This window comes from Sphaerisporangium perillae (assembly GCF_023276435.1).
GTDB classification, from domain to species: domain Bacteria; phylum Actinomycetota; class Actinomycetes; order Streptosporangiales; family Streptosporangiaceae; genus Sphaerisporangium; species Sphaerisporangium perillae.
In genome coordinates this window covers 56,746-70,373 of record NZ_JALLPO010000014.1, presented here as the reverse complement: position 1 = coordinate 70,373, position 13,628 = coordinate 56,746, and the positions used below count along the sequence as shown (strand labels likewise).

General features: G+C 71.1%; 15 protein-coding genes. 7 read left to right on the top strand and 8 right to left on the bottom strand.

Annotation, left to right across the window (positions count from 1 at the left end; all coding sequences use genetic code 11):
* Positions 1–13: 13 nt before the first annotated feature.
* From urtE to urtA, 5 genes are all read right to left on the bottom strand, one after another.
* On the bottom strand, positions 14–706 hold the full coding sequence (urtE, locus tag MYF83_RS15605; RefSeq protein ID WP_248961066.1) for an urea ABC transporter ATP-binding subunit UrtE: 693 nt from the start codon (positions 704–706) through the stop codon (positions 14–16).
* Positions 706–1,581 (bottom strand): urea ABC transporter ATP-binding protein UrtD, encoded by an 876-nt coding sequence (gene urtD / locus MYF83_RS15600; RefSeq protein WP_308201457.1) that lies wholly within the window; start codon positions 1,579–1,581, stop codon positions 706–708. Before urtD ends, urtE begins: the two co-directional genes overlap by 1 nt.
* Positions 1,578–2,750: an urea ABC transporter permease subunit UrtC gene (gene urtC, locus MYF83_RS15595; protein ID WP_248961065.1), complete on the bottom strand. Its 1,173-nt coding sequence runs from the start codon at positions 2,748–2,750 to the stop codon at positions 1,578–1,580. The genes urtD and urtC overlap by 4 nt, the downstream gene beginning before the upstream one ends.
* The gene (gene urtB / locus MYF83_RS15590) at positions 2,747–3,613 is read right to left on the bottom strand and encodes an urea ABC transporter permease subunit UrtB (RefSeq protein WP_248961064.1); all 867 of its coding nucleotides are present in this window, start codon (positions 3,611–3,613) and stop codon (positions 2,747–2,749) included. Before urtB ends, urtC begins: the two co-directional genes overlap by 4 nt.
* Positions 3,614–3,789: 176 nt before the next feature.
* Positions 3,790–5,022: an urea ABC transporter substrate-binding protein gene (gene urtA, locus MYF83_RS15585; protein ID WP_248961063.1), complete on the bottom strand. Its 1,233-nt coding sequence runs from the start codon at positions 5,020–5,022 to the stop codon at positions 3,790–3,792.
* A 325-nt stretch (positions 5,023–5,347) separates the two neighbouring features.
* Between urtA and MYF83_RS15580 the strand changes: the two genes are divergently transcribed.
* Genes MYF83_RS15580 through MYF83_RS15555 form a run of 6 tightly spaced genes read left to right on the top strand, consistent with a single transcriptional unit; the run spans position 5,348 to position 9,949 of the window.
* Positions 5,348–5,650 (top strand): urease subunit gamma, encoded by a 303-nt coding sequence (locus tag MYF83_RS15580; protein ID WP_248961062.1) that lies wholly within the window; start codon positions 5,348–5,350, stop codon positions 5,648–5,650.
* 56 nt (positions 5,651–5,706) lie between these two features.
* Complete coding sequence (locus tag MYF83_RS15575) at positions 5,707–6,057, top strand: urease subunit beta (RefSeq protein ID WP_308201456.1); 351 nt, start codon at positions 5,707–5,709, stop codon at positions 6,055–6,057.
* A complete protein-coding gene (locus MYF83_RS15570) occupies positions 6,054–7,778 on the top strand; it encodes an urease subunit alpha (RefSeq protein WP_248961061.1) in 1,725 nt (574 codons plus the stop codon). The genes MYF83_RS15575 and MYF83_RS15570 overlap by 4 nt, the downstream gene beginning before the upstream one ends.
* Before the next feature lie 2 nt (positions 7,779–7,780).
* The gene (locus MYF83_RS15565; protein WP_248961060.1) at positions 7,781–8,509 is read left to right on the top strand and encodes an urease accessory protein UreF; all 729 of its coding nucleotides are present in this window, start codon (positions 7,781–7,783) and stop codon (positions 8,507–8,509) included.
* Positions 8,499–9,197 carry an urease accessory protein UreG gene (gene ureG, locus MYF83_RS15560; RefSeq protein ID WP_248961059.1) on the top strand — a complete coding sequence of 233 codons (699 nt, stop codon included), beginning with the start codon at positions 8,499–8,501 and terminating at the stop codon, positions 9,195–9,197. The genes MYF83_RS15565 and ureG overlap by 11 nt, the downstream gene beginning before the upstream one ends.
* Positions 9,198–9,220: 23 nt before the next feature.
* Positions 9,221–9,949: an urease accessory protein UreD gene (locus MYF83_RS15555; protein WP_248961058.1), complete on the top strand. Its 729-nt coding sequence runs from the start codon at positions 9,221–9,223 to the stop codon at positions 9,947–9,949.
* A gap of 74 nt (positions 9,950–10,023) precedes the next feature.
* Here the strand turns inward: MYF83_RS15555 and era are convergent, their stop codons facing one another.
* The 3 genes from era to MYF83_RS15540 form a co-directional block, all read right to left on the bottom strand.
* Positions 10,024–10,944, bottom strand: coding sequence for a GTPase Era (gene era / locus MYF83_RS15550; protein ID WP_248961057.1), 921 nt, complete (start codon positions 10,942–10,944; stop codon positions 10,024–10,026).
* Between the two features lie 62 nt (positions 10,945–11,006).
* Entirely contained in the window at positions 11,007–11,345 is a 339-nt protein-coding gene (locus MYF83_RS15545) for a cytidine deaminase-like protein (RefSeq protein ID WP_248961056.1), read from the bottom strand.
* 10 nt (positions 11,346–11,355) lie between these two features.
* Positions 11,356–12,003: a hypothetical protein gene (locus MYF83_RS15540; protein WP_248961055.1), complete on the bottom strand. Its 648-nt coding sequence runs from the start codon at positions 12,001–12,003 to the stop codon at positions 11,356–11,358.
* Between the two features lie 358 nt (positions 12,004–12,361).
* Here MYF83_RS15540 and MYF83_RS15535 point away from each other — a divergent pair, with 358 nt between their 5' ends.
* A complete protein-coding gene (locus MYF83_RS15535; protein ID WP_248961054.1) occupies positions 12,362–13,522 on the top strand; it encodes a S8 family serine peptidase in 1,161 nt (386 codons plus the stop codon).
* Positions 13,523–13,628 lie beyond the last annotated feature (106 nt).

Here is a 13,628-nt window from a genome sequence, read left to right as displayed (position 1 = left end):
GGGCGCGCACGCGTCAGACGGCCAGGAGGCGGTGCACCTCTTCCTCACGCAGTTCCTCGGCGGTGCCCGCCCGCACGACGTGCCCGGCGTCCAGGATGAGGAAGCGGTCGGCGAGCCGGAGCGCGAGATCGAGGTACTGCTCGACCAGGAGCACCGACAGCCCCGAGGTGTGCAGCCGCTCGATGGCCTCCTCGATCTCCAGGATGATGGACGGCTGGATGCCCTCCGTCGGCTCGTCCAGGATCAGCAGCTTGGGCCGGGTGACCAGTGCCCGCGCCATCGCGAGCTGCTGCTGCTGACCTCCGGACAGGAAGCCCGCGCGCCTCTTCAGCAGCGGTTTCAGCCGGGGGAACACCTCGAGGGCCTCCTCGATCGCGGTGTTGTCCTTGTGGGTGGACGCCTCCACTGTCACCTGGAGGTTTCCCATCACGCTGAGCTGCGGGAACGTCTCGTGCCCCTGGGGGACGTACCCCAGGCCGAGCCGCACCCGCTCGTCGGGCCGCAGCCGCGTCACGTCCCTGCCCTCGAACGTGACGGTGCCCGCCGTGGCGGGCAGCACGCCCATCACGGTGTTGAGCAGCGTGGTCTTGCCCACGCCGTTGCGTCCCATGACGGAGACGAGGCTGCCCGGCTCGACGTCGAACGAGACGTCGAACAGCACCCGCGCCCTGCCGTACCCGGCCGAAAGCCCCTGTACCGACAGCATCACTTCACCTCCCCGGCCGCCGAGCCGACGGCCGGACCTCTGCTCTTCTCGCCGTCGCCGGCCTGGCTCCTGCCGTCGGCCGGGCCATCGCCATCGCCGCCGGCGCGGCCCTCGCCGCCGCCGCCGGTCCGGCTCTTGTCGTCCGCCCGGCCCAGGTAGACCTCCTGCACGCGGGGGTCCGCCCTGACCTCGTCGACGGAGCCCTCCACCAGCACCTTGCCCTCGTGCAGCACCGTCACCTGGGACGCGTACCGCCGCAGGAAGTCCATGTCGTGCTCGACGACGATCACCGTGTGGTCCTTGGCGATCTCGGTGAGCAACTCGCCCGTCCGCGCCCGCTCATCGCCGGACATCCCGGCGACCGGCTCGTCCAGCAGCAGCAGCCGGGGCCGCTGCGCGATCAGCATGCCGATCTCCAGCCACTGCCGCTGGCCGTGGGAGAGCACGCCGGCGGGCCGGTCCGCGAGCGCGTCCAGGCCGGTGGTGCGCATGGCCGCGTCGACGGCGTCGGACACCCCGCGGCGGCGCCGGGCCAGCGACCACAGCGGCCTGCGGAACGACGCGGCAAGGTCGAGGTTCTCCACCACGCTGAGCTGCTCGAAGACCACCGAGGTCTGGAACGTGCGGCCCACGCCCATGCGGACGATCTCGTGTTCCTTGCGCCCGACGAGATCCCGGCCCTCGAACCGCACCGAGCCCGCGGCGGGCCGGGTCAGGCCGGTGATCACGTCGATCAACGTGGTCTTGCCGGCGCCGTTCGGGCCGATGAGGAAGCGCAGCTCCCCCTGCTCGACCGTGAGGTCGATCCCGTCGATGGCGCGGAACCCGTCGAACACCACCGACAGGTCGCGCACCTCCAGCAGGGCTCCGCTCATGCTCGCGGCTCCTGTGCCTCGATCAGGGGGCCGCCGATGTCCGCGGTTCCCGTGCTCATCAGGGGACGGCCCGTCCGCGGCCTCCTCGACACGACGAAGTCGCGGGCGGTGGCGGCCAGGCCGAAGATGCCCTTGGGCGCCAGGGTCATGACCAGGATGAACAGCGCTCCTTGCAGGTAGAGCCAGCCGTCGGCGAACTGCTCGCTGAAGGAGGTCTTGGCGTACCCCATCACCACGGCGCCGAGCACGGCTCCCGCCAGCGAGAACCGGCCGCCCACGGCCACGGCGACGACCAGCTCCAGGGAGGGCACCACGCCGAGCAGGGCCGGCGAGATGATGCCGACGACGGGCACGAACAGCGCCCCAGCCAGGCCGGCCATGCCCGCCGAGACCGCGAAGGTGACGGTCTTGACGGTGGCGGGGTTGTAGCCGAGGAACCGCACCCGGTCCTCGCCGTCCCTGATGGCGATCAGCAACCGGCCGAACCGGCTGCGGACGAGCTGCCAGGCCACCAGGTACAGCACGCCGAGGACGGCCGCCACGACGATGTACAGCCCGCGCTGCGTGCCGTCGGCGGCGAGGTCCTGGCCGAACAGGTCGAAGAAGTTGGTCAGGCCGTTGGTGCCGCCGGTCAGCCCCTGCTGCCCGACCAGCAGGATGACGGTCGCCGCGGCGAGCGCCTGCGTCAGGATCGCGAAGTAGGCGCCGCGCACCCGCTGCCGGAAGACCAGCGAGCCGAGCAGGACGGCCAGGACGACCGGTCCGATGACGGCGAAGGCGACGGCGAAGACCGGGTTCTCGAAGGGGACCCACAGCGCAGGGAGCTTCTCCACGCCGCTCCACACCATGAAGTCCGGCAGGTCGCCGCCCGCGTCGTGCAACTTGAGGTACATGCCCATCGCGTAGCCGCCGAGCCCGAAGAACACCCCCTGGCCGAGGGTGAGCATGCCGCCCTGCCCCCACGCCAGCCCGATGCCGAGCGCGACGATGCCGAAGCAGAGGTACTTGGCCAGCAGCCCGAGCCGGAACGGCTCCAGCAGCAGCGGCGCCACCACCAGGGCCAGCACGGCCACCAGGACGAACACCGCGGGCGCCCTGAGCCGGCCGCGCCACGACGGGCCGGCGGGCGGCGGCGCGACCCGCACGACGTTCCGCACGGTCGTCGTCATGTGAGGGCCCTCGCCTTGAGCACGAACAGTCCCTGCGGCCGTATCTGGAGGAACGCGATGATGACGACGAAGACGATGACCTTGGCCAGGCTGGCGTTGGTCCAGAACTCCGCGTAGGAGTTGAGCAGGCCCAGGGCGGCCGCCGCGATCAGCGCGCCGCGCAGCTGCCCGAGGCCGCCCGCGACCACGACGAGGAACGCGTCGACGATGTAGTAGGTGCCGAGGGCCGGGCCGACCGGGCCGATCAGGGTGAGCGCCACCCCGGCGATCCCCGCCAGGCCGGAGCCGATGAAGAACGTGCGCTGGTCGACCCGTCCGGTGTTGATGCCGCTGACGGCGGCGAGTTGCCGGTTCTGCATGACCGCCTGCATGCGCCGCCCCTGGGACGTGCGGTTCATGTACCCCCAGATCGCCACGACGCTGCCGACGGCGAGCGCGAAGATGAACAGCCGGTTGTACGGCAGGATGCCGACACCGCCCTGAAGCCACTCAGGCGCGCGCACCTGCACGTTGGGCGCGCCGAACAGGTCCCTGGCGAGCTGCTGCAGCACCAGGCTGACCCCCCAGGTGAGCAGGAGCGTGTCCAGGGGGCGGCCGTAGAAGTGCCGGATGGCCACCCGTTCCAGGATCAGCCCCATCACCCCGGCCACCACGAACGCCACGGGCAGCGCGACGAGCACCGCCTGGCGTCCCGCCCAGCCCTGGAGCAGGTAGGCGGTGTAGGCGCCCGCCATGATGAACTCGCCGTGGGCCATGTTGATCACGCCCATCTGGCCGAACGTGAAGGTCAGGCCGAGCGCGATGAGCAGCAGCACGGCTGCGATCGAGAGCCCGATGGGAAGCTGGTTGACTATGGCCTCCATCCGGGGCCCACCTCCCTTGCCTTCCCCGCCGATTCCGCGTGCCGCCGGGCGGCCGTCTCGCTGTAGCTGATGGGGTGCTCCTCGTGCTCGGTCCCTTGTGAGTGGCCGGGTGGAGGCTCGCCTCGAACCCGGCCACGTTCCACGTTCCGCCGTACCGCTCTACCGCCCTGCCGCGGTCAGGTGAGGCCGCCGGCCCAGGAATAGGTCTTCAGGTAGGGATCGGGCTTGATCGGCTTGCCCGAGTTCCAGACCTCCTTGATCTGGCCGTCCGGCTCGATGACGCCGATCCTGGCGGTCTTGTACATGTGCTGGTTCTCGCCGTCGATCGTCACCGTGCCCTCGGGCCGCTCGAGCGCGATGCCTCCCGCGGCCTTCTTGACGGCCTCGACCTCGGTCGTGCCGGCCTTCTTGACCGCCTCGGCCCACAGGTAGACGGCGTTGTAGCCGGCCTCCATCGGGTCGGAGGTGACCCGGTCGGCGCCGTACTTCGCCTTGAACGCCTCGACGAACTTGGCGTTGGCCGGGTTCTCGGTGGTCTGGTAGTAGTTCCACGCCACGAGGTGGCCGGCGATGTTGTCGACACCGATTCCCTTGACCTCCTCCTCGGCGACGCTCACCGACATGACCGGCATCTGCTCGGCGGTCACTCCCGCGCTCTTCAGCTGCTTGAAGAAGGCGACATTGCTGTCACCGTTCAGGGTGTTGAACACCGCGTCCGGCTTCGCGGCCACGACCTTGTTCACCAGCGTGCTGTATTCGGTGTGGCCGAGCGGCGTGTATTCCTCGCCGAGAACCTGCATTCCGTTCGCCGCGGCGTACGCCTTGATGATTTTGTTCGCGGTACGCGGGAAGACGTAGTCGCTGCCGACCAGGAAGATCTTCTTCTTGCCCTTTTCCTTGAGATAGTCGAGGCCGGGGACGATCTGCTGGTTGGTGGTGGCGCCGGTGTAGAAGATGTACGGCGAGCTCTCCAGGCCCTCGTACTGCACCGGGTACCAAAGCAGGGCCTTGCGCTTTTCGAACACCGGGAGCATGGCCTTGCGGCTCGCGGAGGTCCAGCCGCCGAACACCGTCGCCACCTTGTCCTGGGCGATCAGCTTGGTGGCCTTCTCCGCGAAGGTCGGCCAGTCCGACGCGCCGTCCTCGGCGACCGGGACGAGCTGCTTGCCGAGCACACCGCCGGCCTTGTTGATCTCCTCGACGGCGAGCAGTTCCGCGTCGCGCACGGTGACCTCGCTGATGGCCATGGTGCCACTGAGGGAGTGCAGGAGCCCGACCTTGATGGTGTCGCCTCCACCCGATGCGGCGGCCGTGCCGCCCGTGGTCGTCGATGGCTCCCCACCGCAGGCCGCGAGCCCGGTTGCCAGGACCGCGATCGCGGCCCCGATACGCCAAGCTGAATTTCGCAATTACTCCTCCTTGCCGATACGGCCCCCGCACCGACCATCTGCCGCCAAGGTGATCGAGGCAGGTTTCCCGCCGACGTCACGATTGTTAATTGCCGTTTACCGGCTCTTCACCGCAACAACACGAACGGACCGCGAAGCGCGACCGTAATAGACGCTCGAATAGCGGCTCATGAAGATCGCCGGGACCTGCCCGGACGGGAGCGGGCTTTGCCGGGAATGGAATCGAGAAGGCCGGGAAGAGGCGATCACCGGCCTGCGGAAGTCCGACACAGAGTGGAAATGACGCCGTCACGTCACCGAAACGGTCGTTGCCTAGTGTCCGGCCATGCGGCTCACCCCACACGAACAGGAACGCCTGCTCATCCACGTCGCCGCGGGAGTCGCCCGCGAGCGCCAGGCCCGTGGGCTGCGCCTGAACCATCCGGAGGCGACCGCGATCATCGCCTCGTTCCTCCTGGAGGGGGCGCGGGACGGCCGGACGGTCGCCGATCTGATGGAGGCGGGACGCAAGGTGCTCCGCCGCGAGGACGTCATGGAGGGGATCCCCGAGATGCTGGAATCGGTGCAGATCGAGGCGACGTTCCCCGACGGCACGAAGCTGGTCACCGTCCATCGGCCGATCCTTTGACGCCCGCCCCGATGGAGGACGGCCCGATGGAGGACGGCCCCGCGCCGGGAGGTCCCATGCCGTCCGCGCCCATGACGCCCGGCGAGATCATTCACGCCGAGGATCCCATCCCGCTGAACCCCGGCCGCGAACGCCTGACCCTCCGCGTGGTGAACACCGCCGACCGGCCGATCCAGGTGGGGTCGCACTACCATTTCGCCGCCGCGAACCCCGGGCTGGCCTTCGACCGGGACGCCGCGTGGGGCAGGCGCCTGGACGTGCCCGCCGGCACGGCCGTCAGGTTCGAGCCCGGCATCGAGCGCGACGTGACACTGGTGCCGATCGGCGGACGGCGGATCGTCCCCGGCCTGCGCTCCGAATGGGCCGGGCCGCTCGACGCCCGTGCGGGCGTGGAGGGGTCCCCATGAGTGAGCCGGCGATCGAGCGTTCGCGGTACGCCGCGCTGTACGGCCCGACGACCGGTGACCGGATCCGGCTCGCGGACACCGACCTGTTCATCGAGGTGTCGGACGACCTCTCCCGGGGACGGGAGGGCGCGGGCGACGAGGTCGTGTTCGGCGGCGGCAAGGTCATCCGCGAGTCCATGGGACAGGCCAGGGCGACCCGCGCCGAGGGCGCCCCCGACCTGGTGATCACCGGAGCCGTCATCCTGGACCACTGGGGAGTGGTCAAGGCCGACATCGGGGTCAGGGACGGGCATATCACCGCCATCGGCAAGGCCGGGAACCCCGACACGATGGACGGCGTCCACCCCGACCTGGTGATCGGCCCCTCCACCGAGATCCTGGCGGGCAACGGCAAGATCATCACGGCCGGCGCGATCGACTCGCACGTCCACCTGATCTGCCCGCAGATCGTGGACGAGGCCCTCGCCGCCGGGGTGACCACCGTCATCGGCGGCGGCACCGGGCCCGCCGAGGGCACCAAGGCGACCACCGTCACCGGCACGTGGTACCTGGCGCGGATGCTGGAGTCGATGGACGGGATGCCCGTCAACGTCGCGCTGCTCGGCAAGGGCAACACCGTGAGCGAGGACGGCCTGCTGGAGCAGCTCAGGGCCGGGGCCTCGGGGTTCAAGCTGCATGAGGACTGGGGCACGACGCCGGCCGCCATCGACGCCTGCCTGCGCGTCGCGGACGCCACCGGCGTGCAGGTCGCGATCCACACCGACACGCTGAACGAGGCCGGTTTCGTCGAGTCGACGCTGCGGGCCATCGGTGACCGGACGATCCACGCCTACCACACCGAGGGCGCGGGGGGCGGGCACGCGCCCGACATCATCCGCGTCGCGGCGCATGCGAACGTGCTGCCGTCCTCGACCAACCCGACGCGCCCGCACACCGTCAACACGCTCGACGAGCACCTCGACATGCTGATGGTCTGCCATCACCTCAACCCCTCCGTGCCGGAGGACCTCGCCTTCGCCGAGTCGCGCATCCGGCCGACGACGATGGCCGCCGAGGACGTGCTGCACGACATCGGCGCCATCTCGATGATCGGGTCGGACTCCCAGGCGATGGGGCGGGTCGGCGAGACCATCATCAGGACGTGGCAGACGGCGCACGTGATGAAAAGACGCAGGGGCTCGCTGCCGGGAGACGGCCGGGCCGACAACCTCCGCGCCCGGCGTTATATAGCGAAATATACGATCTGCCCGGCCATCGCCCACGGGCTGGACGCGCACGTCGGCTCGGTCGAGGCCGGCAAGCTCGCCGACCTCGTCCTGTGGGAACCGGCGTTCTTCGGGGTCAAGCCGCAGCTGGTGGTCAAGGGCGGCGTCATCGCCTACGCGCAGATGGGCGACGCCAACGCCTCCATCCCCACCCCCCAGCCGGTGATGCCCCGGCCCATGTTCGGCGCGGCCCCGGTGACCGCGGCCGCCACCTCCCTGCACTTCGTCGCGCCGCTCGCCATCGAGGACGGCCTGGCGGACCGGCTGCGGATCAACCGGCGGCTGGTGCCGGTCGCCGATGTGCGCACCCGGCGGAAGGAGTCCATGCCGCTCAACGACGCGCTCCCGGCCATCGAGGTGGACCCCGACACGTTCGCGGTCCGCGTGGAGGGCGAGCTCATCGAGCCCGCCCCGGCCGAGGAGCTCCCCATGGCCCAGCGCTACTTCCTGTTCTGATCATGGACGCGGCGCTGCTGCTACTCGCCGACTCCCGGCTTCCGGCCGGTGGCCACGGCCACTCCGGAGGCGCGGAGGAGGCGGTGCGAACCGGGGCGATCACCGGCCCGGAGGACCTGGCGCGGTTCCTCCGCGGCCGGCTCACCACGGCCGGCCTGGTCGCCGCCGCCCTCGCCGCCGCCGCCTGCGAACTCGCCACCGCACCCGGAGCCGCCGCGGATCAGGCGGGCACCCGGCCGGACGAGCCCGCCGCCGGCGCGGCCCCGGAGAGCGCGTGGCGGGAGCTGGACGCGGAGGCCGATGCCCGTACGGCCTCACCCGCGCAGCGGAACGCCGCGCGCACCCAGGGCAGGCTCCTGCTCAGAAGCGCGCGCCGCATCTGGCCGTCCCCCGCGCTGGACACGCTGGCGGGAGCCGTACCGGACGGCGCCCACCACCCGATCGCCCTCGGCGCGGTGTCCGCCGCCGCCGGGTGCTCGCCCCACGACGCGGCGCTCGCCGCCGCGTACACCTCGATCACCGGACCGGCCACCGCGGCGGTCCGGTTGCTCGGGCTCGACCCCGTCGTCGTGCACCGGGTGCTCGCCGGCCTCGTGCCGGACCTTACAAGCGTGGCCCGCACGGCCGGCGCCCGCGCCGCGTGGGAGAGACTTCCCGCGCACGCCGCTCCCGCACTCGACCTGCTGGCCGAACAGCACCTACGCACGGAGGTACGGCTCTTTGTCAGCTAACCACGAGGACCGCCACGACTCCCCCGACGCCGACGGCAGAGCACTGCGCCTCGGCGTAGGCGGGCCCGTCGGGAGCGGCAAGACCGCTCTGGTCGCCGCGCTGTGCCGCACGCTCGGACCGGTGCTGCGCCTGGGCGTGGTCACCAACGACATCTACACCACCGAGGACGCCGACTTCCTGCGCAGGGCCGGCGTGCTCGACCCCGAGCGCATCGTCGCCGTGCAGACCGGCTGCTGCCCGCACACCGCCATCCGCGACGACATCGCGGCCAACCTGGACGCGGTCGAGAGCCTGGAGGAACGCTTCGGCCCGCTCGACCTGGTGATCGTGGAGAGCGGCGGCGACAACCTGACCGCCACCTTCAGCAGAGGGCTGGCCGACCAGCAGATCTTCGTGCTGGACGTGTCCGGCGGCGACAAGGTCCCCCGCAAGGGAGGGCCCGGCGTCACCACCGCCGACCTGCTGGTGATCAACAAGACCGATCTGGCGAAGCACGTCGGCGCCGACCTGACGGTGATGTCCAGGGACGCGGCGGCCGTACGCGACGGCAAGCCGGTGCTGTTCACCTCGATCAGGGAGGTGCCCGAGGTCTACTCGGTCGCCCAGTGGGTGCACGGGGTGGTCGAGTCCTGGGCCCACACCCGGGACCACCCGCACGATCCGGCCGTCCCCACCGCGAACGCCTGACCCTGTTGGACGCACGGGCGGCGGTGGGGACCGAGCTGGTCGGCGGGCGTACCGTGCTCGGCACGCTCCGGTCCGACCCGCCGCTGACCCTGCGCCAGACAGGACACGGCACGGTGCACCTGGTGTCGACGGCGGCGGGGCCGCTCGGCGGCGACCGCCTCGAACTCGCCGTCGACGTGGCGCCGCACACCACCCTGGAGATCGCCTCGGTGGCGAGCACCCTCGTGCTGCCCGGGAATGGGGAGTCGCTGACCGTCGTGGAGGCCCGCGTCGGGGCGGGGGCCACGCTGCGGTACGCCCCCGAGCCGACCGTCCTCGCGGCCGGCTGCGCGCACCGCATGGTCGTCCGGCTCGTCCTGGAGGAGGGCGCGTCGGTGTCCTGGCGGGAGGAGATCGTCTTCGGCCGCTACGGCGAGCGGCCGGGCACCTGCCACTCGCGTTTCGACGCGACGATCGGCGGTGTGCCGCTGCTGCGGCAGGAGTTCGTCGTCGGCGACCCGGCCGTGGACGGCAGCCCCGCGGTGTACGGCGACGCCCGATGCGTCGGCAGCGTCCTGCTCGCCGGCCCGGCCTTCGGCCACCCCGGCCCGGGCAACGGTGGCCGGCCGGGCAACCCGCGAGGGCACGCCTCGGTGATCGCGGAGGGCTGCGCCGTCCTGCCCTTGGCGGGTCCCGGCACGCTGGTGTCCGCCCTCGCCCCCGACGCCGCGACCCTCCGCGCCCGCCTCACCTGGGGTCTGGGCCGCTCCTGATCTCGGCGCCTCGGCGCGCGCCGGGCCCCGGCCGGCCGAGTCCGGTGCGGACCTGCCACCGCCCGGCGCTCCGATCAGTCGTAGAAGCCGAGGCGGCGGAGTTGCTTGGGGTCGCGCTGCCAGTCTTTGGCGACCTTGATGCGCAGGTCGAGGTAGACGTGGGTGCCCAGCAGCGCCTCGATCTGCTTGCGGGCGCGGGTGCCGACGTCCTTCAGGCGGGCGCCCTTGGGGCCGATGACGATGGCCTTCTGGGAGGGGCGCTCGACGAACATCTGGGCGTACACGTCGAGGAGGTCGTCGCGGCCCTCCCGGGGCACCATCTCCTCGACCACCACGGCGATCGAGTGGGGAAGCTCGTCGCGAACCCCTTCGAGGGCCGCCTCGCGGATCAGCTCGCCGACCAGCACCTGCTCCGGCTCGTCGGTCAGCTCTCCGTCCACGTACAGCGGCGGGGACTGCGGAAGGCGCGCGACCAGCAGGTCGGCCAGCACGTCGAGTTGCTCGCCCGACCGGGCGGAGACCGGGACGATCTCGGCGAAGTCCGCGAGCCGCGACACGTCCAGGAGCCGCGCGGCGATCTGCTCACGCGACGCCAGGTCGCACTTGGTCACCACGGCGATCACCGGGGTCTTTTTGACGGCCGCGAGCTTCTCGGCGATGAACCGGTCGCCCTTGCCGATCTCCTCGTTGGCCGGCACGCAGAAGCCGATGGCGTCGACCTCGGTGAGGGTCGACAGCACCAGACTGTCCAGGCGCTCGCCGAGCAGGGTGCGCGGGCGGTGCAGGCCCGGCGTGTCGACGATGACGAGCTGGGCGCCGGGCCGGTTGACGATCCCCCGGATGGCCCGGCGGGTCGTCTGGGGCTTGGACGAGGTGATCGCCACCTTGGCGCCGACCAGCGCGTTCATCAGCGTCGACTTGCCGACGTTGGGCCTGCCGACGAAGCAGGCGAACCCGGCACGGAACTCAGCGGATGAGGAACTCACGCCACCCATTGTCGCCGATCAGACGGAGCGCCCCCCACCGTCCCGCCGGGACGACGCCCCGGGGCCGGGTGTCAGATGTAGCGGCCCTTGACGGTGCCGTCGGCGTCGGCCATGAACAAGATGGCGTTGCCGAGGTCCTCGATGGCCGCCAGGTCCTGCTCGCCCGGCTCCTCCTCCTGGCTGACGAGCGCGGCGGCCTCCAGCGACACGGCTCCGCTGGAGACGGCCATGGCGACGGCGACCTGGACGGCGGACAGCTTGAGCGAGGGCAGGTCCACGTTGGTCGCGGTGTAGGTGCGCCCGGTCTCGTCGCGCACGGCGGCGCCCTGCGTGGTCCCGTTGCGGGCGCGGGCGGCGCGGGCCAAGGTGATGATCTTGCTGTCCTCGGGGTCGAGGGTGGTCTCAGTCACGGGCATCAGGCTACTCGGCGGCCTCGCGGACCTTGGTGGCGAGGATGGTCGCCAGATCCTCGGTCCGTTCGGGGTCCAGCTTGGCCAGGCCCGTGTGCACCAGGGAGATCAGCACGTTCCCCGAACGCACCACGACCAGGTGCATCTCGTACGGGTAGCCGCCGACCCTGCCTTTGAACCTCCGCGCCTCCACCCCGTCCCCGATCGGGCCCACGGGCAGCGACGAGCCGACGAGGCGGTCGCCTCCGCCCGCGGTGCCCATCGCGGCGACCGAGCAGCCGCGCATGAGGTCGGCGACGCCGCGCAGCGCCTGGCCCGCCTGGCTGGGCGGGTAGACGGCGAGCACGACCCCGGCGCTCTCGCCGAGCTGGTCGCCGCGGAAGGCCGTCGCCTCCGCCCGCCCGGACGCGAGGTCGCCGGTCTTGCCCTCGGCGAGGTCGAACAGCCTGCCGCACTCCTGGCTCGCCGGCCGGAACGGCGATCGCCACGCGGTGCCGGCACGGTCGGCGAAGTCCACCGACGGGTCCTCCACCTCTTCCAGGGCCCGCGTGGCCCGCGACAGGACGGCCTCGCCGCTCGAACCGCCCGAGCCCGCGCCGCAGGCCACCGCCGCGGCGGCGAGAAGCGCGCAGCCAAGGGCCGCACCGGTGATGCGCATCGTGCTCCCCCGATATCCCGCAGTACGGGAACCATGGGCTCCCGCCTGCGGTTTTTCTGCCCGATCACCGAAAGGCGCAATCTCATCACTCGTTGTCGGAGAAGCGATGGTTCTGGGCGATTGCCGAGGCCAACCCGGATACCGTGGCATTTTCCGCTCACCCCCAGGAATACGCGGAGGCATGTTTCCATTGCGTACCGTGATCACCGGCAGGTAAAGCCAACTATCCGACATATCCGGAAGAATCGGCGAAGTGGCATTGGCTAGGCTTCTCGCTCGTATCCGCGCGGCGACTCACGCGATCCGCGCGGCGACTCACGCGCCCGGCAGTCACCTCGCGAAGAGATGGAGCTGATGGATGGTCGGTCGGGGGATCCTCGCCGGCGTGCTGGCGCTCGCACTCGCGGCGGGCCCGAGCACGGCCGCCGCCGCGACTCTGCGGGCGCCCGAACAGTGCTCTCCCCAGCGCGGCGGGCTCCAGGTCGGCGAGTCATGGGCGCAACGGCGGCTCGCCTTCACCGGGGTATGGCCGCTCACCATGGGCGAAGGCGTGACCGTGGCGCTGATCGACAGCGGTGTGGACACCCTCCACCCGCAACTGAAGGTGGCCAGGTCGATCGACCTGACCGGGACCGGCCTGCGGGACTGCGTCGGGCACGGGACGGCGGTGGCCGGGATCATCGCCGGCACCGACAGGAAGGACATCCCCTTCGTCGGCGTGGCCCCCAAGGCGCGGCTCATATCCATCAAGCAGACCAACGGCGACCGAGGGGACGTCGCGCTGCTCGCCCAGGGCATCAAGCAGGCCGCCGACCTCGGCGCCCAGGTCATCAACATCTCCATCGAGACGAGCGACCAGCCCGACCTCAGGGCCGCCGTGGACTACGCGCTCGCCAAGGACATCGTGATCGTGGCCGCCGCCGGGAACCTCAAGAAGGAGGACGGCACCCCGGCGGCCGCCTACCCGGCCTCCTACCAGGGAGTGCTGTCGGTCGGCTCCGCCGGTCCCGACGGCAGGCGCACCGACTTCTCCAACGCCGTCACCCCGATCTCGGTGCTCGCCCCGGGGGAGGACATCACCAGCACCTGGCCCGGAGGCACCTACCGCCAGGACCTGCCGGGCACGAGCTTCGCCGCGGCCTACGTCGCCGGGGTCGCCGCCCTCGTCCGCGCCCGCCATCCCGGACTCGACAACGTCCGGGTACGGCGGCGCATCGAGATCACCGCCGACGGCGCGTCGGGCACGGGGACGGGGGCCGGCATGGTGAATCCGCTCCTGGCCGTGTCGGAGATCCTCCCCTCGGAGGTGGTCGCGATCGCCCCCCGGGAGCCGAGCGCGCTGCCCTCGACGATCGTGACCAGGCCCAAGCCCCCGGACCAGAAGGCCATCGACGTCTCCGTGGGGGTCGCCGTGATCGCGGTCTGTGCCGCGGGCCTGGTGACGGCCATGGGCGTGGTGATCCCGCTGGGCCGCCGTCGCGGATGGAAACCGGGCCGGAGGGCGATTCCCGGCGACTGAGACCGGATTGTGTACCCATTCTCCTGCGACAAAGATCAACGAAACCGTAACATGTGATGCACACGTGACAAATCACGTTAAGTGGGGCGCGATCATGTGGTGTCAT

Coding starts and splice junctions, on each gene's coding strand:
- urtC (WP_248961065.1), bottom strand. CDS start 2,750: ATGACGACGACCGTGCGGAACGTCGTGCGGGTCGCGCCGCCGCCCGCC.
- urtD (WP_308201457.1), bottom strand. CDS start 1,581: ATGAGCGGAGCCCTGCTGGAGGTGCGCGACCTGTCGGTGGTGTTCGAC.
- urtE (WP_248961066.1), bottom strand. CDS start 706: ATGCTGTCGGTACAGGGGCTTTCGGCCGGGTACGGCAGGGCGCGGGTG.
- MYF83_RS15570 (WP_248961061.1), top strand. CDS start 6,054: ATGAGTGAGCCGGCGATCGAGCGTTCGCGGTACGCCGCGCTGTACGGC.
- MYF83_RS15575 (WP_308201456.1), top strand. CDS start 5,707: ATGCCGTCCGCGCCCATGACGCCCGGCGAGATCATTCACGCCGAGGAT.
- MYF83_RS15535 (WP_248961054.1), top strand. CDS start 12,362: ATGGTCGGTCGGGGGATCCTCGCCGGCGTGCTGGCGCTCGCACTCGCG.
- MYF83_RS15565 (WP_248961060.1), top strand. CDS start 7,781: ATGGACGCGGCGCTGCTGCTACTCGCCGACTCCCGGCTTCCGGCCGGT.
- urtB (WP_248961064.1), bottom strand. CDS start 3,613: ATGGAGGCCATAGTCAACCAGCTTCCCATCGGGCTCTCGATCGCAGCC.
- MYF83_RS15580 (WP_248961062.1), top strand. CDS start 5,348: ATGCGGCTCACCCCACACGAACAGGAACGCCTGCTCATCCACGTCGCC.
- era (WP_248961057.1), bottom strand. CDS start 10,944: ATGGGTGGCGTGAGTTCCTCATCCGCTGAGTTCCGTGCCGGGTTCGCC.
- MYF83_RS15540 (WP_248961055.1), bottom strand. CDS start 12,003: ATGCGCATCACCGGTGCGGCCCTTGGCTGCGCGCTTCTCGCCGCCGCG.